This window comes from Bacillus cereus (assembly GCF_002567495.1).
In the GTDB taxonomy this organism is placed as follows: domain Bacteria; phylum Bacillota; class Bacilli; order Bacillales; family Bacillaceae_G; genus Bacillus_A; species Bacillus_A cereus_AQ.
The window spans coordinates 171,424-197,258 of record NZ_NVAP01000005.1 but is presented as its reverse complement, the minus strand read 5'-3'; the positions used below and the strand labels follow the sequence as shown (position 1 = coordinate 197,258).

Here is a 25,835-nt window from a genome sequence, read left to right as displayed (position 1 = left end):
CAGATGGTGTGATTTTTTTGTTAAAAGGTTAATATAATTAACAATTAAACAATCTAAACAATAAGGACATAAATAGTTTAGAAAAAAATTATATGCGATATAAGGAGAGGAATGCAATGAATCAGTTTCGAAGAATGGTAATTATCAACATTATCACATTAATTGTACTAGTTGGCGGCGGTATTGGCGGTTATTACTATTACAATCAAACGGAAAATTACTTAAAAACAGACAATGCAAAGATTGATGGAAAGGTAATTCCGGTTGCTTCACCAGTAGCAGGTAAACTAACTGACTGGAAAGCTGAAGTAGGAAAAAATTATAATGAGAACGATAAATTAGGTGCTGTTACTGTGGCGGCAGCTAATGGAGAACAAACAGTAGATGTAACAATTCCGCAAAATGCAACAGTTGTACAATCAAACGCAACAACAAATGCTTTCGTTGGAGCTGGTAGCCCGATTGCTTATGCATTCGATATGAACAATTTATGGGTAACAGCAAACATTGAAGAAACAGTGATTGATGATGTTCAAAAAGGCCAAACAGTAGATGTATATGTAGATGCATACCCAGATACAACGTTAACAGGGAAAGTAGAACAAGTTGGATTAACAACAGCAAATACATTCTCGATGTTACCATCAAGTAATGCAACAGCGAACTATACGAAAGTAAAGCAAGTTGTGCCAGTTAAAATTTCTTTAGATCATAGTAAATCAGTAAATATTGTTCCTGGAATGAATGTGTCAGTTCGTATTCATAAGTAAGGGGGAGATGAGATGTCCTCAATTGCAATTGTAGGATATGCACTATTTTGTATAATCGTCTTCTTCCTTGTAAATCGTCTTTTACGAAAGAAAAAAACGAACGTGGGAGAAGAACAAGTCCCAGCCGTAAGTAAAATAGAAGTAAGTAAGCTAGAAGCAGAAGAAAATGAACAAAAGCAAGAAGTAGAAATTTCTAATGTAGTTGAGTTAGAAACAGAAGAGAAAGAAAATGAACGAAAGCAAGAAAAAGAAATTTCTAATGTAGTTGAATTAGAAACAGGCAAGCAAGAAGAAGTAAAACAAGAAAAAGAAATGCCGAAAAAACAAACGTCTATGCCTATAGAGAATGTAAATGTAAAAGCAGTTGTAACAGTATTAATTCTCGGTATGTTCGTTTCTATTTTGAACCAAACAATCATTAACGTTGCATTGCCTCCGTTAATGAATGAATTTAACGTATCAACTTCAACGGCGCAATGGTTAATTACAGGGTTTATGCTTGTAAATGGTATTTTAGTACCGATTAGTGCCTTTTTAGTTTCACGATTTACGTATCGTAAATTATTTGTAGCAGCAATGTTATTCTTCACTGTAGGATCTATCATTTGTGCTATATCAGGAAACTTCACAATGATGATGACAGGCCGTATTATTCAAGCGGTCGGTGCAGGTATTTTAATGCCAGTTGGTATGAACATCTTCATGACGTTATTCCCGCCTCATAAGCGCGGAGCAGCGATGGGATTACTAGGTGTTGCAATGATTTTAGCGCCAGCTATTGGACCGACTGTAACAGGCTGGGTTATTGAAAACTATAGCTGGAACTTAATGTTCTATGCGATGTTTATTATCGGTTTAATTATTACGTTCCTATCTTTAAAATTCTTTACACTCGCTCAACCAGTGTCTAAAACGAAATTAGATGTATTTGGTGTAATTAGTTCAAGTATTGGACTAGGTAGCTTACTGTACGGATTTAGTGAGGCTGGAAATAATAGTTGGACTAGTGCAGAAGTTGTTATTTCACTTATCATTGGTGTAATTGGTTTAGCGTTATTTATTTGGAGAGAGTTAACAACGGACAATAAAATGCTTGATTTACAAGTATTTAAATATCCAGTATTTACTTTTACTTTAGTAATTAACGCAATCGTTACGATGGCATTATTCGGAGGTATGTTATTACTTCCAGTATATCTGCAAAACATTCGCGGCTTTACGCCGATTGAATCAGGTTTATTATTACTACCAGGATCATTAATCATGGGTATCATGGGACCTATTGCAGGTAAACTATTTGATAAATATGGTATTCGTCCGTTAGCAATTGTTGGATTAGCTATTACAACGTTCGCGACGTATGAATTTACAAAGTTATCAATGGATACACCATACAGCGTTATTATGACGGATTATATTATACGTTCAATTGGTATGTCATTCATTATGATGCCAATTATGACAGCTGGTATGAACGCGCTGCCGATGAAATTAATTTCTCACGGTACAGCAACGCAAAATACGTCAAGACAAGTAGCGGGTTCAATCGGAACAGCGATTTTAATCACACTTATGACGCAACAAACGACTGCTCACGTAGCAGATTACGGCAATATGTTAACAACATCAAACCCGATTTTAGTTGATAAAGTACATGGCATGGGTCAAAGCTTGGCGGCGCTTGCTGGATCAGCGCAAGCAGGAGATGCGATGAGTACACAACTATTGTTCGGACAAATTTCAAAGCTATCTGCAATTAATGGTATCAACGATGCTTTCTTAATTGCAACGATACTCGCAGGTGTTGCTTGGGTGTTATCATTCTTCTTACCATCAGGCAATAAACGAAATAGAAAAGCAGGGAATTAATTTCCCTGCTTTTTTGTTTTTTTTATAAAAAGATTCAATTAGATATAGAATGAATCACCTACAGACGCGAGTACCCAGAAGATAACCCCTAATATCCCAGCGATAAAAATAATGAATCCCATATTACGTATACTTTTAAGTTTTGCTTGTAATCCACTTATCCCTGCTAATAATCCAGTTAAAGAAAATAGCATCCAATATAAAGTAGTTGGAATAGGAAGGATTGTATCGCTATTCACCCCCATGCTCCAAAAAACAAAAGGTAGCGTTACAAAGGAGAAGCTAAGTAGCCCCATTAAACCAACAAATAATTTACGATGTTTAATACTAGTAATAATTAAAAAAATACCACCGAAAAATCCGCATAAAACAAGAAGTGGCATATAAACAATCCAAAGTAAGCTCAACATATATAATCTCCTTCTATGTAATCAGTTATATTTTACTATATGGGGTTTATTTTGGATATTATTAATAAATATGTATAAATTGATAGAAATGGGTAGTAATGATACGGATTATCAAAAAGTGCTAACGAAAGAAGAGGTTGAAGTTGTGATAAAAGAATAAAAGAGGTATCGTGATGATACCTCTTTTTAGCTCAAGAATGCCAACATATTATTCATAATATGAAATAACATAGCTGGAATAATGGATTTTGTTTTTCTACATAAAATAGCCATTAATAATCCCATAAAGAAAGTAATTACCATTACCCCAAGTGAGTATGTATGAGCGATACCGAAGAAGAAACTTGTTACGATGGCTGCGATCCAAAATGGAAAGCGTTCTGAGAAGAAGCGAAGTATAAAACCACGGAAAATAAGTTCTTCAAAAATGGGTGTGAGTATTGCAAAGCTGAGAAGCAATAATATTTGATATTGCTTAAAGACGTCTAAGCTTAGTGCGGAAGATTGCTGTTTTGTTGCGTCTTGGAACACATAATTTAACAAGATGTAATTGAGTATGATGTTTATAACGAAGAAAAGAAGCAAGTATACGTATGTGCGCCATTCTTTCAGTGCTTTAAAGTTAAAAGATTTTAGTAGTAATTTTTTTGCGGGTTCGAATTTAAAAATGAAGAATAATAATACGGCTAGTTGTAATACGGTACTTGCAGTATTTACAATAGATTCATACAGGGCAATTTGTTTTTTATCTGTAAGACCTGCTGTATAAATTGTTAACGGCATTGCGAGGAACACAGTAATAAGTCCGGTTCCGAAAAAAGCGAATAAAACGGAGCTAATAAATTGTCCCCATGACATCGAGTATTTCTGCTCATTAGAAAGTTGTGTAGCGGATTGCATTTGTAAAATCACCCCTTTATATTTGTATATTAAATTATATAGTAATCTATTTTTGAATGTAACATTTAAATATTACATATAAAGTGAAACTTTAATCAGTGGGGAGTTTCATCCCCCACTGATTATCAGCCCTCACCAATCGGGCTTTTACGGGCAGTTGATTCCCCACCTAACTTCCTCGTATTTGCTGAATTTCGAGGTGGGGGTCTTACTGCCCGTTAATGCGGGATAAAGGTGTATTTTCCATAAAATAATAAAAGAGGTATCACTCTGTAGTGATGCCTCTTTCTCATTGATAACTATGTTGTGCCTTATTGTTCGGTTTCGATTGCTCTATTTGTAATTCGCGCTCTACCAAACGGTCTAACTGTTGGATAGCTTTTAATGCTTTTTCATAAGAAATCGTTCTATAATGGTGTGCTCCGCCCGGTTCTTCATCTGCCTCGTCTGCCCATTTAATAATGTTTTGCAGAGATGTTCTTTCGATTTCTTGTTCTACTAGGAAAGAATCTGTATGAAGAAGAATCGCAATAGAAATTTCTTTTGCTAGTTTCGGATGTTCTCCTAATCTAATAAGCAATTTATGAGCTCTTTCTGCTCCTTTAATTGCGTGTATATCATTCTTTTTATATAAGTCATAGTCCCATTCGCCGCCTGTATACCACGTATGATGTCCGATATCATGAAGGAAACCAGCTTTTGTCGCAGCATCGACTGAGACGTGATGCTTTTTAGCTAAGTGAAACGCATGGTAAGCGACAGCAATCGCATGGACCATCCCAGAACGATTTACGTATTTTTGTGTAATATGGTGTTTGAAAATTTGTTCAAGCGTAATACGGTGCATAAAACATTCACTCCTTTTATCTAATGGTGTATATGAAGAAAAACGATCGGTTTAAATGTATTTTGAACATTGTACTCCATCGAGTAGCCTTTAGTAAAGTAGAAATGTTTAGGAGAAGAAAAAAATCACCTTAGCTTATGCGAAGGTGATTTTCAAATTGCTTATTTTTTTAATCCTTGCTCCAGTGTTTCTAACATTTCGTGCTTTTCATTTTCATCAGCGTTTTTCCAAATGACTTCGAATAAAACACCAAGACCTGGAAGCATTTTTTCTTCCCCACTTTGAATTGCATCGACAATTGTTTCTTGCAATTGGTCTTGTGAATTTCCAGATACATTCGCTAATACAGCACCGCGTAAATTAAAACTCATTGCTTTCACCTCTTCTTCAGAATTGAAACTGACGTTAGTTTTTGTTCTTTTTTATGTAAATATGTATGAAAAATAGGCTATAATGATAAGACAAGAAGAGAGGGAAATACATATTATGAAAAACATTGATTCATTACAAAATCCGCGTGTAAAGCAGTGGAAAAAGCTGCAAACGAAAAAAGAACGTGATAAACAAGGGTTGTTCTTTGTAGAAGGATTCCACTTAGTGGAGGAAGCTTTAAAGGCAGGAGTTGTAACAGAACTTATCGTTTCTGATCAGACAGATCTTCCGAAAGACTGGACAGTTAGTGATGTGGAAATGTATATCGTGCCTGAAGCAATCGTAAAAGTACTCCGTGAAACAGAAACGACGCAAGGCGTATTTGCTGTTTGTGAGAAACACGAGAGTGAAGTAGCTCTTGCTAATGGGAAATTTCTTTTATTAGATGGTCTTCAAGACCCAGGTAACTTAGGGACGATTATTCGTACAGCTGATGCAGCTGGTATTCATGCCGTTGTGCTTGGAGAAGGATGCGTTGATGCATATAATAGTAAAGTGCTTCGCTCTACACAAGGTTCTATTTTCCATTTACCAGTTGTAAAAGGTAACTTAGAAGAATGGGTAGACAAGTTAAAAGAAAACAACGTTCCTGTATATGGAACAGCTCTTGAAAATGGAGTTCCGCACGTTGAAGTAACGCCGGCCGGAAGTTTTGCATTAATTGTAGGAAATGAAGGAAGCGGCGTACGCCAAGAAATTCTTGCAAAAACGGATCAAAACTTGTATATTCCGATTTACGGCGGGGCAGAATCATTAAATGTTGCGGTTGCAGCAGGGATTTTAGCGTATTATTTGCAAAGCCCAGTTGCGAACAAATAAAAAACTTCTTATAATAAGTTGAAGTACATTATATTAAAAGTTAAATAACGAAAAACGTTGATAGAGAAGAGTAGCTTACAAAATCGCCATATAGGGAGAGAATGCCGTAGACTGAAAGCATTCTTATGGTAGACGGAAGTGAATTCACCTCTGGAGTTGACGCCAGGACCATGTGTATGTAAAGGCGTTCCGGTCAGAATTGATCGTTATAACTAATGAGTGGGCAGACTTGTTCTGTCAATTTAGGGTGGTACCGCGAATTTACCTCGTCCCTTTTTGGGAGCGGGGTTTTTTTATTTTTAAAATTAGGAGGGTTCCAAAATGGAAGCACGTTTAAAAGAGCTAAAGCAAAAAGCGTTAGAGCTTATTGAAGAAGCGAAAGAGCTAAAAGGCTTAAACGACGTACGCGTAGCGTATTTAGGGAAAAAAGGCCCAATTACGGAAGTATTACGTGGCATGGGAAAATTATCAGCAGAAGAGCGTCCACGTATGGGAGCATTAGTAAATGAAGTACGTGAAGCGATTCAAACGCGTCTAGAAGACAAAATTGGTAACTTAGAAAAAGCAGTAATTGAAGCGAAATTAGCTACTGAAACAATTGATGTTACATTGCCAGGTCGTCCTGTTGAAACAGGTTGTCACCATCCGTTAACAGCTGTTGTTGAACAAATTGAAGATGTATTTATCGGTATGGGGTATGAAGTAGCTGAAGGAACAGAAGTAGAAAAAGACTACTACAACTTCGAAGCACTAAACTTACCGAAAGATCACCCAGCACGTGATATGCAAGATACATTCTATATTACAGAAGAAACGTTACTACGTACACATACATCTTCTGTGCAAGCACGTACGATGGAAAATAATAAAGAAAAAGGCCCAATCAAAATTATTTGTCCTGGTAAAGTGTATCGCCGTGATGACGACGATGCTACGCATTCACATCAGTTCATGCAAATTGAAGGTCTTGTAATTGATAAAAACATTCGTATGAGCGACTTAAAAGGTACACTACAAGTATTTGTGAAAAAGATGTTCGGTGAAGATCGTGAGATCCGTCTTCGTCCAAGTTTCTTCCCATTCACAGAGCCATCTGTAGAGATGGATATTTCTTGTATGATGTGTCACGGTAAAGGTTGCGGCACTTGTAAAGGAACTGGCTGGATCGAAATTCTAGGCGCAGGTATGGTTCACCCGAACGTACTTGAAATGGCTGGTTATGATTCAAAAGAATATCAAGGTTTCGCATTCGGTATGGGCGCAGAGCGTATCGCAATGTTGAAATACGGCGTAGATGACATTCGTCATTTCTATACAAATGATGTACGTTTCTTACAACAATTCAAACGAGCGTAAGGGAAGGAGAGGATAAATATGTTCGTATCATATCGTTGGTTACAAGAGTATGTAGATATTAAAGATGTAACAGCACAAGAACTAGCAGACAAAATCACGAAAAGTGGTATTGAAGTAGAAGGCGTTGAAGTATTAAATAAAGGTGTAAAAGGTGTTGTAGTTGGTCACGTATTAGAATGTGAAAAACACCCAGAAGCTGATAAATTAAGCAAATGCTTAATCGATATCGGTGAAGAAGAGCCAGTTCAAATTATTTGTGGAGCTGCTAACATTGCAAAAGGTTTAAAAGTACCAGTTGCAAAAGTTGGCGCTGTACTTCCTGGTAACTTCAAAATTAAAAAAGCAAAACTACGCGGTGAAGCTTCTCACGGTATGGTTTGTGCTCTTCAAGAGCTTGGCATTGATGGAAAGTTAGTTTCAAAAGAATATGCAGATGGTATCTTCATCTTCCCAAGTGACGCTGAAGTTGGTGCAGATGCACTTGAAATTTTAAACTTACACGATGAAGTACTTGAGCTTGGTTTAACACCAAACCGTGCAGATTGCTTAAACATGTTAGGTGTTGCGTATGAAGTAGCTGCTATTTACGGCCGTGAAGTAAAACTTCCAGCTATTAACTTACAAGAAACAGCAGAAAAAACTTCTGATTACATTTCTGTAAATGTAGAAGCGAAAGAAGAAAACCCATTATATATTGCAAAAATGGTAAAAAACGTAAAGATTGGTCCATCACCAATGTGGATGCAAACTCGCCTTATGGCAGCTGGCATTCGTCCAATTAGCAACGTAGTTGATATTACAAACTACATTCTAATGGAATACGGTCAACCGTTACATGCATTCGATTACGATAAATTAGGTTCAAAAGAAATCGTTGTTCGTCTTGCAAAAGAAGGCGAAAAAATTGAAACGTTAGATGATCAAGAACGTACATTACAAAGCCACCACCTTGTAATTACAAACGGCACAAAAGCTTTAGCTGTTGCTGGTGTAATGGGCGGAGCGGATTCTGAAGTTACGACTGAGACAGTAAACGTTCTAATTGAATCTGCATACTTTGCAGGTCAAACAGTACGCCGTACATCAAAAGACTTAGGTCTTCGTAGTGAATCAAGTGCACGTTTTGAAAAAGGAATCGATCCAACACGTACATTTGAAGCAATTCAACACGCAGCTGCTTTAATGGCGAAATACGCTGGCGGAGAAGCACTTGAAGGTGTAGTAGAAGCTGATAACTTACAAGTACAAGAGCGTACAGTATCTGTTACTGCTGAGAAGGTAAACCGTGTATTAGGTACAAATATTTCTGCGAGTGAAATGGGTACAATGTTCACAAACTTAAAATTCCCATTCACAGAAGTAGAAGGAACATTCCATGTGAATGTACCAGCACGTCGTCCTGATATTACAATTTCAGAAGACTTAGTAGAAGAAGTGGGTCGCCTATACGGTTATGACCACATTCCAGTTACATTACCATCTGGAACAATGACTCGTGGTAAATTAACATCAGCACAAACGAAACGTCGTAAAGTACGTCGCTTCTTAGAAGGTGCTGGTTTATATGAAGCAATCACGTATTCATTAACAAGTGCTGACAAAGCGAAGCTATATATGGTTGAGCCAAACGAAAAGTCGCCTGTAAATCTTGCACTTCCAATGAGTGAAGAGCGTAGCCAACTTCGTTTAAGCTTAGTGCCACAGTTGTTAGAAGCAGTTTCATACAATGTTGCACGTAAAAACGATAGCGTTGCTTTATACGAAGTAGGTTCTATCTTCTTACCAACAGAAGCAGGAGAACTTCCGAAAGAAGAACAACACCTTGCAGGTGTTATGACAGGTCTTGCTCTTCACCATGCATGGCAAGGTGAGAAAAAAGTAGTAGACTTCTTCGTTGTGAAAGGTGTACTAGAAGGATTATTTGACGTACTTGGCGTTTCAAACCAAATCACTTATGCACCAGCAAAACGTGAAGGTATGCACCCAGGTCGTACAGCTGACATCGTATTAGATGGCGAAGTAATTGGTTTCATCGGTCAATTGCACCCAGAAGCAGAAAAACAATTAGATGTGAAAAATACATTCGTATTCGAACTATCTCTTGCAAAAGTATTCGGTGCAGACGCTGAAGAAACTTACTACTCAGCAATTCCACGTTTCCCATCTATGACACGTGACATGGCTGTTGTAGTAACAAAAGAAACAAAAGCTGGTGAAATGAAGCAAGTCATTGCTGAAGCTGGCGGCGAACTTCTGAAAGACGTAACACTATTCGACTTATACGAAGGTGAAAAAATGGAAGAAGGCAAGAAATCACTTGCATTCTCTATGACTTACTTCGATGCAGAACGTACGTTAACAGATGAAGAAGTAACAGAAGCGCATAACCGTGTATTAACAACGGTAGAAGAGAAATTTGGTGCGGAGTTACGTAAATAATAAAAGATTGCCGGATTCATTCCGGCAATTTTTTTTATTGCACAATCGTCGAAAGATGTCGGTAAGTCGATATATTACAAAAATCGCTTATATATTTTCTGGCACCTTGCATCTTTCTCTCGAATGTAGTACATTAATTTTAGTTTAACAAAACGAAAGACGATGATAAGGAAAAGTAGTATATACTATAATCCAAAGCGAGTCAGGGGCGGTGAGAGCCTGATGAGGCGGTATATGTGAAGAACACCTTGGAGTTGCTAACCGAAATTGAATTGTGTATTCAAGAGTAGACTTAGACGGGAATCCGGCCTGTTACAAACCGGGAAGTATGTATTACATACGAGTTAAAGTTGGTCTTTATGACAAATTGGGTGGTACCGCGAAGTTTAACCTTTCGTCCCTTTATGGATGAAAGGTTTTTTTGTATTTAAATATATGAGCAAAGGAGAATTTCACTATGGAAAACACATTAGTAAAAAGTCTGTATAGAGATACAGAAAAGTATGCAGATCAAACAGTACAAGTATCAGGGTGGATTCGTAACTTACGTGATTCAAAAGCATTTGGTTTCATCGAATTAAACGACGGTAGCTTCTTCAAAAGCGTTCAAATCGTTTTCGATACAGAATTAGAGAACTTTAAAGAAATTGCAAAGCTTCCACTTAGCTCTTCAGTAAAAGTAGAAGGTAAAGTAATTGCAACGCCTGGAGCGAAGCAACCATTTGAAATTAAAGCAGAAAAAATTGATATCGAGGGCTTATCAGATTCTGATTACCCACTTCAAAAGAAGCGTCACACGTTTGAATACTTACGTACAATCGCTCACTTACGTCCAAGAACAAATGCATTCTCTGCAACGTTCCGCGTACGTTCTATCGCAGCATTTGCGATTCACCAATTCTTCCAAGAGCGTGGATTCGTACATGTTCACACACCAATCATCACGGGTAGTGATACAGAAGGTGCTGGCGAAATGTTCCGCGTAACAACACAAGATTTAAACAACGTACCAAAAGGTGAAGACGGAAAAGTTGATGAATCAAAAGACTTCTTCGGTAAAGAAACAAACTTAACAGTAAGTGGACAGCTGAACGCTGAAGCGTATGCATTAGCATTCCGTGATGTATATACATTCGGACCTACATTCCGTGCGGAAAACTCAAACACAACTCGCCACGCTGCTGAGTTCTGGATGGTTGAGCCTGAGATTGCATTCGCTGAGTTAGGCGATGTAATGGATCTTACAGAAGATATGCTGAAATATGCAATGAAATATGTATTAGAGCATGCACCAGAAGAAATGGACTTCTTCAACAGCTTCGTTGATAAAACAGTTCTAGAGCGTATGAACAACGTGATTAACTCTGACTTCGGTCGCATCACATATACAGAAGCAATTAAAGTACTTCAAGAATCAGGTGCTGACTTCAAGTACCCAGTAGAATGGGGTATTGACTTACAAACAGAGCACGAAAGATACTTATCAGAAGAAATCTTCAAACGCCCTGTATTCGTAACTGACTACCCGAAAGACATTAAAGCGTTCTACATGCGTATGAATGAAGATGGAAAAACAGTAGCTGCTACTGACCTTCTAGTTCCTGGCATCGGCGAATTAATCGGCGGAAGTCAACGTGAAGAAAGAATGGACGTTTTAGTAGACAGAATTAAAGAATTAGGTATGAACGAAGAGGACTACTGGTGGTACTTAGAACTTAGAAAATACGGCGGTACAAAACACGCTGGATTCGGTCTAGGTTTCGAGCGATTCCTAATGTACATCACTGGTATGGCTAACATCCGTGACGTAATTCCATTCCCAAGAACTCCAGGTTCTTCTGAGTTCTAAAATATGAAAAAAGCGAGAGGATTTCCTCTCGCTTTTTATTTTGTATAGTTTATTATCTCATAGCAAAAAGTAACGCGAAGGGGTGAATATAAATGAGTAAAAAAGTGAAAAAAGATCATTCAAGATCGAGCCTAGGTTCTCCAGAAGTAGAAGGACAAGGAACAACAACACATGAAACAGGTTCTCATAAAGTATCTTCATCTAATAAGAAGCAGAAACGAAGCTAACATAAAAAGGAGAGTCTTGGCGGCTCTCCTTTTTTATGTATTATATCTTCTTATCGTTAATTTCTTTTGTAATCTTATCTACATCTTTGTCTAATCGATCTAAATAGAAAAACCATAGTAAGCTTATGAACACGTAATAGATGGCCATAACGCCAAGATTATCAGATATGTTTTCAAATGTGGATTTAGTAGTGAAAAAAACTCCCCAAATAGTAGAAATAGTGAGGTAAGAAAGTGGACCTACGAGGTGTACGAAAACATATAATATCTTTTTTACTTTTACAGCGTTCATATGAAATACCTCTTTTTTTTAATCATACATTCAAGTTCCTCACAGAAGTGTTGTAGTTTTGCTGGATTATGTATTAACAAGCGGGCATCGTGTTTCCCGATGAATCTTCGAATCCGAAAGTTTAATAAGAAAGACCGGCCATAACGCTCTATTAAATCGTTGAACTCTCGTTGTTCACTTAGTAGCTGAATGTTTTCTCTAATTTCGAACTGTCTTTCGTGTGAATCACCTAGTAAAATATTTAGAATCATTTGTAGAAGTAGCAATGGGGATCCCCTTCTATGTCGGAATAATCTGTATATTGTAATTGTAACAAAACTATAAGGATAATAGTAGGGTGAAACAAAAAACAGGAGTTTGTAGGCTCCTGTTTTTGTCGATACTATTTTAGTAAGCGAAACGCCTTCTCTGTATTAGCAAAATGCAGTTTCACAAACTCAGGTAATCTTTCTTTACCAAGTTTTTGAATTAATTTAGCGGCAGCAATATCAACTTGTTTACCAGCACCTTTTGGAAGTAGCATACCAGCTTTTTTGCTTAGTTCGTCAAACTGTTTTACGAATGAGTAGCGAGCTAAAATAGAAGCAGCGGCTACTGCTAAATGGACGCTTTCGCCTTTCGTCGCGAAATAAACATTTTCACGCTGTACCTGTTTTTGTTTAGCTAAATATTTATAGTATGTATCAGGTTGTGTGAATTGATCGATTAAGATGCCTTCAGGTTTTGTAGGTGCCATTTTCGCTAATAAGTTTGTAATAGCTTTATTATGTAGTAAAGCTTTTAGTTTACCTTGGTTGTTTCCTTTATCAAATAGCTCGTTATATTTTTCATTATGAAGGACAAGAGAGCTGTAAGGAACAACGTGTAGAAGCTGTTTCGCAATGGCAGTAATTTGATCGTCATTTAAGTTTTTAGAGTCTTTTACACCAAGTTCTTTTAGTAGTGGGATTTGCTTTGCATCTACATATACAGCAACGACTGTCATCGGTCCAAAGAAATCTCCCGTACCAACTTCATCAGACCCTACAATAGACATTGTACTGATGGAAGCAGGCGGTGCATAACGATGTGAATCGACAGATTTTTTTACAGCTGTTTTGGGTGTTTTAGAGACAGTTTGCCAACGAGAAGCTTCTGCTTCAGCGCGGCCTCCTTGGAACATTACTTTTCCAGATTTATACGCTGTAATCGTGCAAGATGGTACCTTTGCCATGAAGATCCCGCCTTGCGGAGTTTTCGGGCTAAGCGAATGTTTATATTGTTGTTTCATGTCTTCAATTATTGTAGAATTTGTTTGAATTACGATAGAATTTGACATAATGGTCGCCCCTTTTTTATATTGTTATTTTTATCATATCGGATTGTTCTTTCTGTTTCCATATTATGAAGGTTCATGGTATGATAAACTTTAGGATTCTGTACGTGATTGGAGGCCGGTGAGTTGTCACAACAAAAGGGAAAGAAAAGTCGAATTAATGTAGAAATCTATGGTCAACAATATTCAGTTGTTGGCGATGAAAGTACAAGTCATATCCGCATGGTAGCAGCGATTGTGGATGATAAAATGCGCGAACTCAATGCCAAGAATCCTTCGCTTGACACGAGTAGACTAGCGGTATTGACGGCGGTAAACGTCATACACGATTACATAAAATTAAAAGAAGAACATGAGAAATTGAAAGAAAGTATGACAAAAAAAGGAATGGAATAACATGATTGATATTATTATCATTTTACTGCTTGTTATGGGATTTTTCCTCGGCTTACGCAGAGGGTTTATTTTGCAACTTGTAAAGTTAACAAGCTTTATTATCGCATACCTTGTTGCATACTGGTACTGTAAAGATTTAGCGCCAGCACTTGCGAAATTTATTCCGTATCCATTTGATAAAAACGTATCTGTTCCAGAATGGATTGATGCAAATAATATTGAGACAGTATTTTATCAAGCGCTTGCGTTTATCATATTGTTTATTATCACTAAAATTGCACTTTCATTACTTGGTAATTTGTTAAATATGTTTGCAGAAATACCGGTTTTAAAGCAAGTAAATGCGTTCGCGGGGGCAATCCTCGGATTTTTAGAAGTATATATTATTTTGTTTGTCTTAATTATCATTGGAAACATTCTTCCGATTGAACAAGTACAAACACCGTTACAAAAATCATCAATTAGCAAAATAATTGTAGACGATACACCGATTCTCTCTGAAAAGGTGAAGGAACTATGGCAGACAGGTAGCAGAGTATAACTTCTCTTTTTTCGGAAAGAGGAGTTTTTTTCTATGAAAGAAAGGCGGGGCAATGATGAAAGTAAATAAAAAACAAGTTATCAAATTATTAGAGACAATCGGGCTTTTTATGGAACTAAAAGGCGCGAATCCATTTAAAATATCTGCATTTCGTAAAGCGGCAGCAGCACTAGAAAGTGATGATCGTAGTCTTTCTGAAATTGAAGATTTCACAAAGATTCCAGGCATCGGAAAAGGAACAGCAGCTGTTATTCAAGAATATATAGAATCGGGAACATCTGAAGTATTACAAGAACTTGAAAAAGAGGTACCAAGTAGCTTATTGCCGTTATTAAAACTACCAGGACTTGGCGGTAAGAAGGTAGCTAAGTTATATAAAGAACTTGGTGTTGTTGATATGGAATCGCTAAAAGCTGTTTGTGAGGAAAATAAAGTACAAGCTTTAGCAGGTTTCGGTAAAAAAACAGAAGAAAAAATATTAGAAGCAATCGATCAAGTAGGATCTCGTCCAGAGCGTTTACCAATTGCGATGGTATTGCCTATTGCCGGGGAAATAGAGGAAAAATTGTCGAATATTGCTGAAGTAATTCGTTTCTCTCGCGCTGGTAGCTTACGCCGTGTTCGTGAGACAGTGAAAGATTTAGACTTCATTATCGCAACGACAGAGCCAGCAGCAGTACGTGAGCATTTGCTTCAATTTGATAATATGATTGAAGTAATCGCAAGTGGAGATACGAAAGTTTCTGTTCGTCTTCAATATGAATATGATATTTCAATCGATTTCCGTTTAGTAAAACCAGAAGAATTTATTACAACTCTTCACCATTTCACAGGATCAAAAGACCATAACGTAAAAATGCGTCAAATCGCAAAAGATAAAGGCGAAAAAATTAGTGAGTACGGTGTGGAGATCCTAGAAACAGGTGAAGTGAAAACATTTGAGACTGAAGAAGAATTCTTTGCTCATTTCGGTCTGCCATTTATTCCGCCAGAAGTACGTGAAGATGGAAAAGAAATTGAATTAATTAAAGAGTATCCGAACTTAATTCAGTTCTCTGATATACAAGGTGATTTACATATGCATACAACGTGGAGTGACGGTGCTTTTTCTATTGAAGAAATGGTACAGGCATGTCGTGCTCGTGGTTATAAATTTATGGCGATTACTGATCACTCGCAATACTTGAAAGTAGCGAACGGTTTAACAAAAGAGCGCCTTCGCGAACAAGCGAAAGAAATTGAACGTTTGAACGAAAAGTATCCAGACATTACAATTTTACGCGGAATTGAAATGGATATTTTACCAGATGCCTCACTTGACTTTGATGATGAAGTATTAGCAGAACTAGATTATGTCATTGGAGCGATTCACTCTAGCTTCTCACAAGACCGTGAAACGATTATGAAGCGTCTTCGTACTGCACTTGAGAATAAACATGTCACAATGATTGCCCATCCGACAGGACGTCTTCTTGGGCGCCGTGAGGGTTATGATGTAGATACAGATTTATTAATTGAACTCGCAAAAGAGACAAATACAGTTTTAGAATTAAATGCGAATCCGAACCGTCTAGATTTAAGCGCGAAATTATTAAAACAAGCACAAGATGCTGGTGTGAAAGTAGCGATTAATACGGATGCTCATACACTTGAAATGTTAGAGGATATGGAAACAGGTGTAGCGGCAGCACGTAAAGGTTGGATTCAAAAAGATAACGTGATTAACACGTGGGATATTGAACGTTTATTAGACTATATTAAACGTAATAAGTAACACAAGGGGGACCTGCAACATGTTAGAAAGAACGTTGCGTGTATTAGAATACAATAAAGTAAAAGAACAATTACTTGAACATACAGCTTCTTCACTTGGACGTGACAAAGTGAAGAATTTAGTGCCGAGCACTGATTTTGAAGAAATTGTAGAGATGCAAGATACAACGGATGAAGCAGCGAAAGTCATTCGTTTAAAAGGTAGTGCACCATTAGGTGGCATTACGGATATTCGCTCAAATGTGAAGCGTGCAAAGATTGGAAGTATGTTAAGCCCAAATGAACTACTTGATATTGCGAATACGATGTATGGTAGTCGTAATATGAAACGTTTCATTGAAGATATGGTTGATAATGGTGTCGACCTTCCGATTTTAGAAACTCATGTCGCTCAAATAGTATCTTTATATGATTTAGAAAAGAAAATTACAAATTGCATCGGTGATGGCGGTGAAGTAGTCGATAGCGCAAGTGATAAACTGCGTGGTATTCGTACTCAAATTCGTACTGCGGAAAGCCGTATTCGTGAAAAGTTAGAAAATATGACGCGTTCTTCAAACGCGCAAAAGATGCTGTCTGACTCGATTGTAACGATTCGTAACGAACGTTACGTGATCCCAGTAAAACAAGAATACCGCGGCGTATATGGCGGTATTGTTCACGATCAATCTGCTTCTGGACAAACGTTATTTATTGAACCGCAAGTCATTGTAGAATTAAATAATGCACTACAAGAAGCACGAGTGAAAGAAAAACAAGAAATTGAACGCATCTTATTGATGTTAACAGAAGAAGTGGCAGTAGAAGCCGATATCGTTTTATCAAACGTAGAAGTAGTTGCAAATCTTGATTTCATCTTTGCGAAAGCTTTTTATGCGAAGCGAATTAAAGCAACGAAACCAATCGTAAATGACGAGCGTTATATGGATTTAAGACAAGCTCGTCATCCGCTAATCGATCCAGAAATTATTGTGCCAAATAACATTATGTTAGGTAAAGATTTCACGACAATTGTTATTACAGGACCGAATACAGGTGGTAAAACAGTTACGCTAAAAACGGTTGGTATTTGTGTGTTAATGGCGCAATCTGGTCTTCACATCCCAGTAATGGATGAATCAGAGATTTGTGTATTTAAAAATATCTTTGCTGATATCGGTGATGAGCAATCGATTGAACAAAGCTTAAGTACGTTCTCCTCACATATGGTGAACATTGTAGATATTTTAGAAAAAGCTGATTTTGAAAGCTTAGTTTTATTCGATGAATTAGGTGCTGGAACAGACCCGCAAGAAGGGGCTGCATTAGCTATTTCCATTTTAGATGAAGTATGTAACCGCGGTGCACGCGTTGTTGCAACGACGCATTACCCAGAATTAAAAGCATACGGATATAACCGCGAGCAAGTTATTAATGCGAGTGTTGAGTTTGATGTAAATACATTAAGTCCAACTTATAAATTATTAATCGGTGTACCAGGTCGCAGTAACGCCTTTGAAATTTCGAAGCGCCTTGGATTATCTGATCGCGTTATTGACCAAGCACGTAACCACATTAGTACAGATACGAATAAAATCGAAAATATGATTGCGAAGTTAGAAGAAAGCCAGAAGAATGCAGAGCGTGACTGGAATGAAGCAGAGGCACTTCGCAAACAATCTGAAAAACTTCATCGTGAATTACAACGTCAAATTGTTGAATTTAACGAAGATCGCGACGAACGATTATTAAAAGCGCAAAAAGAAGGGGAAGAAAAAGTCGAAGCTGCAAAGAAAGAAGCAGAAGGCATTATTCAAGAACTTCGTCAATTGCGTAAAGCACAGCTTGCAAATGTGAAAGACCACGAGCTAATTGAAGCGAAGAGTCGTCTAGAAGGCGCAGCGCCAGAACTTGTGAAGAAACAAAAAGTAAACGTGAAAAACACTGCGCCGAAACAACAGTTACGTGCAGGTGATGAAGTAAAAGTATTAACGTTCGGTCAAAAGGGTCAATTACTTGAAAAAGTAAGCGATACAGAGTGGAGCGTACAAATCGGTATTCTGAAGATGAAAGTGAAAGAGTCCAATATGGAATACATTAATACACCGAAGCAAACAGAGAAAAAAGCAGTCGCAAGTGTGAAGGGTAGAGATTATCACGTGTCGTTAGAGCTTGACCTTCGCGGTGAGCGTTATGAAGATGCAATGATGCGCGTTGAAAAATATTTAGACGATGCACAGCTTGCAAGCTATCCTCGTGTATCAATCATTCACGGTAAAGGAACAGGAGCGCTTCGCCAAGGTGTACAAGATTACTTGAAGAAGCACCGCGGCGTGAAGAATTACCGTTACGGTGACATGGGCGAGGGAGGCCTAGGCGTAACAGTTGTCGAATTAAAATAGAAAACAACGAAACAAAGGGGAAACCATTATATGTTTATGGACAAACTTGCAAAAGTATTGTTAGCTTGTTGCGGAATATTTTTGGTGATTGGAGTTATTTATTTAGTTGTTTTTGCGAAGTGAAAAAGCGTCAATCGTGGCATAATGATATTGCCATAGGTTGACGCTTTTAATATATGTGAAAAGGAACAAAACATGAAAATCAACCAATACATAAGCGAAGCAAAATCATGCTCCAGACGTGAAACAGATCGTCTTATTAAAGCAGGATGCGTGGCAATTAACGGTGAAATTTGTACGCACGGTGCTCTCGTGAGCGATGGTGATGTAGTAACGATTGATGGGCAGGTTATTGCAAAAGAAGAGAAAGAAAAGGTGTATATCGCCTTCCATAAACCAGTCGGCATTACTTGTACAGCAGCTGATCATATTGAAGATAATATTATTGATTATATCAATTATCCAGAGCGTATCTTTCCTGTCGGGCGATTAGATAAAGCGTCGGAAGGACTTATTTTATTAACGAATGATGGCGGGATTGCTAATCAAATTTTACACGGTGATCATGAGCACGAGAAAGAATATGTTGTCACAGTCGATAAACCTTTTACAGATTGGTTTATTGATGAGATGGCCAGCGGCGTAAAGATTAAAGATGGTATGACGAAGCCGTGTAAAGTGACGAGAGTCGATCAATCAACATTTCGTATCATTTTAACGCAAGGGATGAACAGGCAAATTCGTAGAATGAGCCGTGCTTTTGGGTTTACTGTAATAAAGCTAAAGCGAGTACGGATTATGAATATAGAGCTAAATGAGCTTGAAGTAGGAAAGTGGAGGAGCGTTACATCGGAGGAATTAGACATTCTAATAGATCAGTTATAGGGAGGGAAAATTTTCTCCCTATATTTTTTTGTCAGAAAAAATAAAACTATTGATTTTTTAAAAAATAGCCCATATAATAAAAAACAACAAGTTTCGACAAGATATTTTATAAAAGTAATGATGAGGACATGAGTTGTATTTTACGATTCTCAGAGAGGGAAGCCTTAGGCTGTGAGCTTCCTAATACGAAAAGACAAGCTTACCACCTCTAAACTTCAAGAGTGAACTGCATGCATGATGCATTGTAATTCTTGACGGATAAAACCGTTATCAATTTACACGAGCTATAAAATGAGCTTATTTTGCTATAAATTCATTTTATTAGAATAAGGGTGGAACCACGATTTCAACACTCGTCCCTTTGTTAGGGACGGGTGTTTTTTGCGTTCTTTTACGGGGAAGTATGCTTGAAAGAGGATATGTGACGGATTTATATTCAGAATATTTTGTCAATTAATTATTTTAGGAGGTTAGCAGAAATGAAATCATCTTTAAAGTTTTCAGAGATGTTTGCAATAAGTTTAATGTTATTTGCACTGTTTTTTGGTGCAGGTAATATGATTTTTCCACCAGCGTTAGGGCAAGGTGCTGGAACAGACGTATGGATCGCGCTGTTTGGTTTTATCGTAACAGGCGTTGGACTCCCTTTATTAGGCGTAATTGTTATAGCTTTAAAGGGAGATATTAATGAGCTAGCAGGACGTGTACATCCTATATTCGCACTTGTTTTTATCACTGCAATTTATTTATGTTTAGGCGTATTCGTAAGTGTGCCGCGTACAGGAACAGTAGCTTATGAGATGAGTGTTGCACCGTTTTTACCAAGTGAGATAGCTGGTCAATCATATCCACTTGTTATCTTTACAGTTATTTACTTTGCAATAACTTTCTATTTAGCTTTAAATCCTTCAAAATTAGTGGGGCGTATTGGTAAAGTGTTAACTCCAATATTATTAGCTGTTATTGCAATTATCGTAATGAAAGCACTTATTACACCGGTTGGAGAATTTGGTGCACCGACAGAAGCATATAGTGCTCCGCTCTTTAAAGGCTTTATAGATGGATATTTAACTTTAGATGGACTTGCAGCACTTGTATTCGGAAATGTTGTCGTTAATGCTTTAAAAGGAAAAGGCATTACAAACAAGAACAGCATTGCGAAAGTAACAATCTTTGCAGGATTTATTGCAGCGCTTGGTTTACTACTTGTGTATTTAGCACTTGCTTATCTTGGAGCTTCTAGTGTGTCACTTGGAATGGGCGCAAACGGAGGAATTATTTTAACAAATGTCGTGAATCATTTATTTGGTAGTTACGGAACTTTATTACTAGGGATCGCAATTACAGCAGCATGTTTAACAACTTCTGTAGGTATTGTTGCAGCTTGTGGCGAGTACTTCTCTTCTTTATTACCAAAGCTTTCTTATCAAAAAGTAGTTTTCATTTTCTGTGTATTAGCATTTATGGTAGCAAACCTTGGATTAACTCAGTTAAATGCATTAGCACTACCAATCTTAATCGCAATTTATCCAATTGGAATCGTACTTATCGTATTATCACTTGTTGAAAACTACGTTCGCCTTCCGTTAGCGATGTATGTAGGTGGTATTGTAGGAGCATTTGCAATAAGTTTCTTTGATGGGTTACACAATGCAAACCTTCAAATTGCAGCGCTAGCACCTATTTTAGATAAGATTCCATTATATAGTGTAGGAATTGGTTGGTTAGTTCCAGGCATAATCGGTATAGGATTTGGTTATATCGTTTCTAAGTTTCAAAAGCAGGAAATTGCTGTAGAAAAATAGAGGAAAGAGGCTTTCTATAATAGAAAGTCTCTTTTTTTGTAGAAAAAGCCATATATAGAGAAATTTAGATATTAAAAAATTTATACGTAATATAGTTGACAAAAAATTTACGAGTAGGCTAAGATTGACTTAGTTGTGGAAATATTGGAAGGGAAGTGAGGGAAAAGGGGTTTCTATAACTATAGTGTTGTTATGGGAAGAGGTGAAAGAAGAGGAGAAGAGATAGTTTATTTTTTTTGATTTATATTGAGAATGATAATCAATAAATAAGTTTTATAATTTTTTCTCAGTTTCTATGCCTTCGTATAAGGAATAGGGTGAGATATTATTTTTAATATCCAGTGAGAATGATAATCAATAATACTTATGTTACATAAAAGAATGCTAATTAAATAATAGGTAGAAGAGATTATTTTTTTCTTATAAATTGAGAATAATTATCATTTTCAAAAAGCGCGGATGAAAGATAAACAAGGAGGAAGTAAGCAAAATGAGAAAGATTTCTGTATTACCCGCTTTTATTATAACGTTTGTATGTATGCTAGCTTTTCTAGTAATGCCATATGGGAAAGCTTCAGCAAAACTAGCTGACGGTACTTATGATATTAACTATGTCATTCAAAAAGCGGAAAATGATTCAGCTTCAATGGCAAATGACTATTTTGAAAAGCCAGCAAGATTAGTAGTGAAAAACGGTGAAATGAGAGTACAAGTTCCGATGAATCATAGTGCTTGGATTACAGAATTTAAAGCACCAGAGAACGGGAATTTTGTTGATGCAAAAGTTGTTAGTAAAGATGAATCAGCAGATAAAAGAACAGTAGAGTTTAAAGTAGATGATTTATCCAAGCCGGCAGCTGTAAAAATTCATGTTGTTGTACCAAATGCAAACTATGACCACCACTACACAATTCGTTTTGCTTTTGATGCAAATGTAAAAGCTGTAGGTGGCGATAACGGCGTAGCTGCTACAACAAAAAATAATGATCAAGCGAAAACAGATACACAAGTAAAAGAAGAGAAACCAAAAGTAGAGAGTAAGGAAACAGCTAAAGAAGCGAACAAAGAAACAAAAAATGAAAATGGAAAAGCTGAAAAAACAGATAACCCAAAAACAGGCGATGAAGCACGTATTGGATTGTTTGCGGCGTTAATTTTTATTTCGGGTGCTTTCTTAATTCGTAAAGTGAAATTGAGTAAATAAATCTTTTGAAGGGTGATGAATATATGTTTAAACAATTTAAAATGATTATTGCCGTATTTGCTGTTTTATTTACGTTTATCGCAACAGTAGGTTTACAAGATGCAAAGGCTGCTACAAAACTAGCTGATGGGAAATATAATATTGCTTTTACTGTATGGAAAGGCGATAAAGATGAATCGTCTAGAATGAATAGTTATTTTGAAAGCCCAGCAACATTAACAGTTAAAAATGGAAAACAATATGTTTCATTTAAAGTGAAAGATAGTGCTTCTATTAAAAGTTTCCAAGTAGAAAAAGATGGTCAATTTGTAGAAACAACCGTGTTAAGTGAAAACAAAAAAGATAATACTAGAGTTGTAGAATTTGAAGTTGCTGACTTGTCAAAAAAACTAAATGGCAAGGTGAAAATTAATATTCCAATTATTAATTATAATGCTTCATATGATATTCGCTTTGTATTTGATGAGAACAGTATTAAATAATTTTCAAAAGGGAGAGTCGTTCCATTGAACAGGTATACAAAAATTATTGTTGCTATGTTTTTAATGCTATTTACATTCATATCAACATTACAACCACTTGCAGTTCAAGCAGCTACTCAGTTGGCTGACGGTGAATATTCAATTGGCTTCAAAGTTTTAAAGGACACATCTGATGAAGAATCTATGATGAATCAATACTCTGTAAGTCCAGGAACTTTAAAAGTGAAGAACGGGAAAAAGAAAGTATCCTTTACGTTAGAACATAGTTCATGGATTACAAAATTTGAGACAGAAAAAGATGGCCAGTTTGTTGCGACGAGTGTAATTAATGAAGATAAAGAAAAAGATACAAGAGTCGTAGAATTTGATGTGGAAGATATAAGCAAGGTATTAAACGCGAAAGTAAAGGTAGACATTGACTTTTTAAATTATCATCATGACTACGATGTACGCATTGCCTTTGATCAAAACAGTATTAAACCAGTTCATGTAGAACAGCCAAATGAAAAAGAGGATCCAGCTAATAAGCCAGATCCAAGTGAAAAACCGGATCCAAGTCAGAAGCCCGACCAAAAGCCTGACCCAGATCAACAACCAAATTCTAACACAATTAAAGATGGTGCGTACAGTATTCCATTTAAAGTGTTAAAAGATCAAACAGATGAAGAATCTAAAATGAATACTTACATGGTAAATCCAGGAGTATTAAAAGTAGAAAATGGTAAGAAAAAAGCAATTGTAACATTAAAAAGTAGCTCATTAATTAAAAATTTTCAAACAGAAAAAGATGGTGCATTTGTTGATGCAAAAGTAGTGAGTGAAGATAAAGAAAAAGATACAAGAGTCGTAGAGTTTGAAGTAAATGATTTATCTAAAAAACTAAATACAAAAGTATTTATCGAAATGGCATCAAGAAACTATAAGCAAACACATGATGTACAACTTTTATTTGAACAAGATAAACTTGAACAAATTAAAAATGAAGAGAAAAAACCAGAAGTAGAAAAACCAGAAGCAGAAAAACCGGAAGCAGAAAAACCAGAAGTAGAAAAACCAGAAGTAGAAAAACCGGAAGCAGAAAAACCGGAAGCAGAAAAACCAGAAGTAGAAAAACCAGAAGTAGAAAAACCGGAAGTAGAAAAACCAGATGAAAATAAAAATCCAGATGCTGAAACAATTAAAGATGGTGAATACAGCATCAATTTTAAAGCATTAAAAGATCAAACAGACGAAATTTCAATGATGAACACATATACAAAAAGTCCAGGTGTGCTAAAAGTAAAAGATGGTAAGAAGTATGTATCCTTTACGTTAACGAACAGTTCTTGGATTACAAAATTTGAATTTGAGAAAAATGGTTCGTTTGTTGATGCAAATGTAATAAGTGAAGATAAAAAAGCTGATACACGCGTAGTGGAAGTAGAAGTACCAGATTTATCGAAAAAGTTAAATGCAAAAGTAAAAGTAGATATCGATTCAATGAATTATCACCATGTTTACGATATTCAATTTGCATTTGATAAAGGTAGCATTAAGCCGTTAGATAACCAAGGCGGAAATAACAACCAAGGCGGAAACAATAACCAAGGCGGAAACGACAACCAAGGCGGAAACAACAACCAAGGCGGAAACAATAATCAAGGTGGAAACAACAACCAAGATAATAACACAACAATTGATCCAAAAGCTCTTAAAGATGGTGAATACAGCATTGGCTTTAAAGTGTTAAAAAATCAAACAGATGAAATCTCAATGATGAACACATACACAAAAAGTCCAGGTGTATTAAAAGTAAAAGATGGTAAGAAATATGTATCGTTTACATTAACAAATAGTACATGGATTACGAAATTTGAATTTGAGAAGAATGGTTCTTTCGTTAATACAAAAGTGTTAAGTGAAAATAAAGAACAAAATACAAGAGTAGTAGAAGTAGAAGTAAACGATTTGTCTAAAAAGTTAAATGCAAAAGTAAAAGTAGATATTGATTCAATGAATTATCACCATTTCTACGATGTTCAATTTGTATTTGATCAAGACAGTATTAAAGCTTTAGGGAACCAAGGAGGAAATGACAACCAAGGAGGAAACGACAACCAGGGCGGAAACGACAACCAAGGTGGAAACAATAACCAGGGTGGAAATGACAACCAAGGCGAAAATAATAAACCAAAAGTAATAGTTGATCCGAAAAATTTAGTAGATGGCCAATATGATATTACATTTAGAGTATTAAAAGATAAAACAGATGAGATTTCAAAGATGAATGACTATGTTGTAAATCCAGCGAAATTAATCGTAAAAGATGGTAAAAAATACATTGAGATGACGCTGAAAAATAGTGCGTGGATTACGAAATTCCAAACGGAAAACAAGGAACTATTCGCTGATGCGAGAGTAGTAAGCGAAGATAAAAATGCAAATACGCGAGTAGTACAGTTTGAAGTAGAAGATCTATTTAAAAAATTAAACGCAAAAGTAAAGGTAGACATCGATGAGATGAACTATCATCATTTCTACGATGTGCAAATTCAATTTGATACAAATAATATCGGTGCGTTAGGAACTATTAAAGAGGAACCTAAAAATGAACCGAAAAATCCAGTGACTACACCAAAAGTAGATAATGTAAAAACAGTAGGTACTCCTGATTTTAACCGAAATGCAGATGGTCAGAAGAAAAAAGAAGATACAAAAAATGATTCGAAAAAAGAGAAAAACTCAAAAACTGCAGATACAGCACAACTTGGTTTATACATGGTGTTACTGCTAGGTTCACTTGCTTTACTAGTTCGTAAATATAGAGCAGGTAGATTGTAATTTTTGGAGTCTTGATGCATGTT

The 25,835-nt window shown here is 36.5% G+C and carries 23 protein-coding genes and 3 other annotated features; of the genes, 16 read left to right on the top strand and 7 right to left on the bottom strand.

Annotation, left to right across the window (positions count from 1 at the left end):
* Positions 1-116: 116 nt before the first annotated feature.
* Together COK05_RS02755 and COK05_RS02750 are read left to right on the top strand one after the other, a co-directional pair.
* On the top strand, positions 117-770 hold the full coding sequence (locus COK05_RS02755) for an HlyD family secretion protein (RefSeq protein WP_016080108.1): 654 nt from the start codon (positions 117-119) through the stop codon (positions 768-770).
* Between the two features lie 12 nt (positions 771-782).
* Positions 783-2,639, top strand: a complete 1,857-nt coding sequence (locus tag COK05_RS02750; protein WP_098611365.1) for a DHA2 family efflux MFS transporter permease subunit — start codon at positions 783-785, stop codon at positions 2,637-2,639.
* A 38-nt stretch (positions 2,640-2,677) separates the two neighbouring features.
* Here the strand turns inward: COK05_RS02750 and COK05_RS02745 are convergent, their stop codons facing one another.
* The 4 genes from COK05_RS02745 to sspI all read right to left on the bottom strand — a co-directional run bounded on the left by COK05_RS02745 (position 2,678) and on the right by sspI (position 5,167).
* Positions 2,678-3,049: a DNA-binding protein gene (locus COK05_RS02745; protein WP_098611364.1), complete on the bottom strand. Its 372-nt coding sequence runs from the start codon at positions 3,047-3,049 to the stop codon at positions 2,678-2,680.
* 186 nt (positions 3,050-3,235) lie between these two features.
* A complete protein-coding gene (locus COK05_RS02740) occupies positions 3,236-3,949 on the bottom strand; it encodes a CPBP family intramembrane glutamic endopeptidase (protein WP_098611363.1) in 714 nt (237 codons plus the stop codon).
* 289 nt (positions 3,950-4,238) lie between these two features.
* Positions 4,239-4,796 carry an HD domain-containing protein gene (locus tag COK05_RS02735; RefSeq protein WP_098611362.1) on the bottom strand — a complete coding sequence of 186 codons (558 nt, stop codon included), beginning with the start codon at positions 4,794-4,796 and terminating at the stop codon, positions 4,239-4,241.
* Positions 4,797-4,957: 161 nt separating this feature from the next.
* Positions 4,958-5,167 (bottom strand): small acid-soluble spore protein SspI, encoded by a 210-nt coding sequence (gene sspI / locus COK05_RS02730; protein WP_000009509.1) that lies wholly within the window; start codon positions 5,165-5,167, stop codon positions 4,958-4,960.
* A gap of 82 nt (positions 5,168-5,249) precedes the next feature.
* On the opposite strand from sspI, the gene COK05_RS02725 reads away from it, so the two are divergent.
* The 5 genes from COK05_RS02725 to COK05_RS02705 all read left to right on the top strand — a co-directional run bounded on the left by COK05_RS02725 (position 5,250) and on the right by COK05_RS02705 (position 11,918).
* Positions 5,250-6,047 carry a TrmH family RNA methyltransferase gene (locus COK05_RS02725; protein WP_141538868.1) on the top strand — a complete coding sequence of 266 codons (798 nt, stop codon included), beginning with the start codon at positions 5,250-5,252 and terminating at the stop codon, positions 6,045-6,047.
* Positions 6,048-6,095: 48 nt separating this feature from the next.
* Positions 6,096-6,324, top strand: a binding site (T-box leader).
* A gap of 44 nt (positions 6,325-6,368) precedes the next feature.
* On the top strand, positions 6,369-7,403 hold the full coding sequence (gene pheS, locus COK05_RS02720) for a phenylalanine--tRNA ligase subunit alpha (protein WP_000388220.1): 1,035 nt from the start codon (positions 6,369-6,371) through the stop codon (positions 7,401-7,403).
* An 18-nt stretch (positions 7,404-7,421) separates the two neighbouring features.
* A complete protein-coding gene (gene pheT / locus COK05_RS02715) occupies positions 7,422-9,842 on the top strand; it encodes a phenylalanine--tRNA ligase subunit beta (protein WP_098611360.1) in 2,421 nt (806 codons plus the stop codon).
* Between the two features lie 153 nt (positions 9,843-9,995).
* Positions 9,996-10,247, top strand: a binding site (T-box leader).
* A gap of 52 nt (positions 10,248-10,299) precedes the next feature.
* Positions 10,300-11,691: an asparagine--tRNA ligase gene (gene asnS / locus COK05_RS02710; protein WP_098611359.1), complete on the top strand. Its 1,392-nt coding sequence runs from the start codon at positions 10,300-10,302 to the stop codon at positions 11,689-11,691.
* Positions 11,692-11,783: 92 nt separating this feature from the next.
* Complete coding sequence (locus COK05_RS02705; protein ID WP_000039594.1) at positions 11,784-11,918, top strand: YuzL family protein; 135 nt, start codon at positions 11,784-11,786, stop codon at positions 11,916-11,918.
* A gap of 40 nt (positions 11,919-11,958) precedes the next feature.
* Here COK05_RS02705 and COK05_RS02700 read toward each other — a convergent pair whose 3' ends face one another.
* From COK05_RS02700 to rnhC, 3 genes are all read right to left on the bottom strand, one after another.
* Entirely contained in the window at positions 11,959-12,210 is a 252-nt protein-coding gene (locus COK05_RS02700) for a hypothetical protein (protein WP_098611358.1), read from the bottom strand.
* Positions 12,207-12,476 (bottom strand): hypothetical protein, encoded by a 270-nt coding sequence (locus COK05_RS02695; protein ID WP_098611357.1) that lies wholly within the window; start codon positions 12,474-12,476, stop codon positions 12,207-12,209. The genes COK05_RS02700 and COK05_RS02695 overlap by 4 nt, the downstream gene beginning before the upstream one ends.
* 116 nt (positions 12,477-12,592) lie before the next feature.
* Positions 12,593-13,528 carry a ribonuclease HIII gene (gene rnhC, locus COK05_RS02690; RefSeq protein ID WP_098611356.1) on the bottom strand — a complete coding sequence of 312 codons (936 nt, stop codon included), beginning with the start codon at positions 13,526-13,528 and terminating at the stop codon, positions 12,593-12,595.
* Positions 13,529-13,651: 123 nt separating this feature from the next.
* Between rnhC and zapA the strand changes: the two genes are divergently transcribed.
* From zapA to COK05_RS02640, 9 genes are all read left to right on the top strand, one after another.
* A complete protein-coding gene (gene zapA, locus COK05_RS02685) occupies positions 13,652-13,921 on the top strand; it encodes a cell division protein ZapA (protein WP_000082701.1) in 270 nt (89 codons plus the stop codon).
* Position 13,922: 1 nt separating this feature from the next.
* The gene (locus tag COK05_RS02680; protein WP_000565409.1) at positions 13,923-14,462 is read left to right on the top strand and encodes a CvpA family protein; all 540 of its coding nucleotides are present in this window, start codon (positions 13,923-13,925) and stop codon (positions 14,460-14,462) included.
* 55 nt (positions 14,463-14,517) lie between these two features.
* Entirely contained in the window at positions 14,518-16,236 is a 1,719-nt protein-coding gene (polX, locus tag COK05_RS02675; RefSeq protein ID WP_098611355.1) for a DNA polymerase/3'-5' exonuclease PolX, read from the top strand.
* A gap of 19 nt (positions 16,237-16,255) precedes the next feature.
* A complete protein-coding gene (locus COK05_RS02670) occupies positions 16,256-18,616 on the top strand; it encodes an endonuclease MutS2 (protein WP_098611354.1) in 2,361 nt (786 codons plus the stop codon).
* Between the two features lie 195 nt (positions 18,617-18,811).
* Positions 18,812-19,501: a 23S rRNA pseudouridine(2604) synthase RluF gene (locus COK05_RS02660; RefSeq protein ID WP_098611353.1), complete on the top strand. Its 690-nt coding sequence runs from the start codon at positions 18,812-18,814 to the stop codon at positions 19,499-19,501.
* A gap of 108 nt (positions 19,502-19,609) precedes the next feature.
* Positions 19,610-19,865, top strand: a binding site (T-box leader).
* Between the two features lie 115 nt (positions 19,866-19,980).
* The gene (brnQ6, locus tag COK05_RS02655) at positions 19,981-21,306 is read left to right on the top strand and encodes a branched-chain amino acid transport system II carrier protein BrnQ6 (protein ID WP_098611352.1); all 1,326 of its coding nucleotides are present in this window, start codon (positions 19,981-19,983) and stop codon (positions 21,304-21,306) included.
* A gap of 490 nt (positions 21,307-21,796) precedes the next feature.
* Positions 21,797-22,510 carry a heme uptake protein IsdC gene (isdC, locus tag COK05_RS02650; protein ID WP_098611351.1) on the top strand — a complete coding sequence of 238 codons (714 nt, stop codon included), beginning with the start codon at positions 21,797-21,799 and terminating at the stop codon, positions 22,508-22,510.
* Positions 22,511-22,533: 23 nt separating this feature from the next.
* The gene (locus COK05_RS02645; RefSeq protein WP_098611350.1) at positions 22,534-22,992 is read left to right on the top strand and encodes an NEAT domain-containing protein; all 459 of its coding nucleotides are present in this window, start codon (positions 22,534-22,536) and stop codon (positions 22,990-22,992) included.
* A gap of 24 nt (positions 22,993-23,016) precedes the next feature.
* Complete coding sequence (locus tag COK05_RS02640) at positions 23,017-25,812, top strand: NEAT domain-containing protein (RefSeq protein WP_098611349.1); 2,796 nt, start codon at positions 23,017-23,019, stop codon at positions 25,810-25,812.
* Positions 25,813-25,835: the final 23 nt, after the last annotated feature.

What these genes read in the sequence shown, in the direction of transcription:
- COK05_RS02755 (WP_016080108.1), top strand. Translation starts at nt 117, where the DNA reads ATGAATCAGTTTCGAAGAATGGTAATTATCAACATTATCACATTAATT.
- COK05_RS02750 (WP_098611365.1), top strand. Translation starts at nt 783, where the DNA reads ATGTCCTCAATTGCAATTGTAGGATATGCACTATTTTGTATAATCGTC.
- COK05_RS02745 (WP_098611364.1), bottom strand. Translation starts at nt 3,049, where the DNA reads ATGTTGAGCTTACTTTGGATTGTTTATATGCCACTTCTTGTTTTATGC.
- COK05_RS02740 (WP_098611363.1), bottom strand. Translation starts at nt 3,949, where the DNA reads ATGCAATCCGCTACACAACTTTCTAATGAGCAGAAATACTCGATGTCA.
- COK05_RS02735 (WP_098611362.1), bottom strand. Translation starts at nt 4,796, where the DNA reads ATGCACCGTATTACGCTTGAACAAATTTTCAAACACCATATTACACAA.
- sspI (WP_000009509.1), bottom strand. Translation starts at nt 5,167, where the DNA reads ATGAGTTTTAATTTACGCGGTGCTGTATTAGCGAATGTATCTGGAAAT.
- COK05_RS02725 (WP_141538868.1), top strand. Translation starts at nt 5,250, where the DNA reads ATGATAAGACAAGAAGAGAGGGAAATACATATTATGAAAAACATTGAT.
- pheS (WP_000388220.1), top strand. Translation starts at nt 6,369, where the DNA reads ATGGAAGCACGTTTAAAAGAGCTAAAGCAAAAAGCGTTAGAGCTTATT.
- pheT (WP_098611360.1), top strand. Translation starts at nt 7,422, where the DNA reads ATGTTCGTATCATATCGTTGGTTACAAGAGTATGTAGATATTAAAGAT.
- asnS (WP_098611359.1), top strand. Translation starts at nt 10,300, where the DNA reads ATGGAAAACACATTAGTAAAAAGTCTGTATAGAGATACAGAAAAGTAT.
- COK05_RS02705 (WP_000039594.1), top strand. Translation starts at nt 11,784, where the DNA reads ATGAGTAAAAAAGTGAAAAAAGATCATTCAAGATCGAGCCTAGGTTCT.
- COK05_RS02700 (WP_098611358.1), bottom strand. Translation starts at nt 12,210, where the DNA reads ATGAACGCTGTAAAAGTAAAAAAGATATTATATGTTTTCGTACACCTC.
- rnhC (WP_098611356.1), bottom strand. Translation starts at nt 13,528, where the DNA reads ATGTCAAATTCTATCGTAATTCAAACAAATTCTACAATAATTGAAGAC.
- COK05_RS02680 (WP_000565409.1), top strand. Translation starts at nt 13,923, where the DNA reads ATGATTGATATTATTATCATTTTACTGCTTGTTATGGGATTTTTCCTC.
- polX (WP_098611355.1), top strand. Translation starts at nt 14,518, where the DNA reads ATGAAAGTAAATAAAAAACAAGTTATCAAATTATTAGAGACAATCGGG.
- COK05_RS02670 (WP_098611354.1), top strand. Translation starts at nt 16,256, where the DNA reads ATGTTAGAAAGAACGTTGCGTGTATTAGAATACAATAAAGTAAAAGAA.
- COK05_RS02660 (WP_098611353.1), top strand. Translation starts at nt 18,812, where the DNA reads ATGAAAATCAACCAATACATAAGCGAAGCAAAATCATGCTCCAGACGT.
- brnQ6 (WP_098611352.1), top strand. Translation starts at nt 19,981, where the DNA reads ATGAAATCATCTTTAAAGTTTTCAGAGATGTTTGCAATAAGTTTAATG.
- isdC (WP_098611351.1), top strand. Translation starts at nt 21,797, where the DNA reads ATGAGAAAGATTTCTGTATTACCCGCTTTTATTATAACGTTTGTATGT.
- COK05_RS02645 (WP_098611350.1), top strand. Translation starts at nt 22,534, where the DNA reads ATGTTTAAACAATTTAAAATGATTATTGCCGTATTTGCTGTTTTATTT.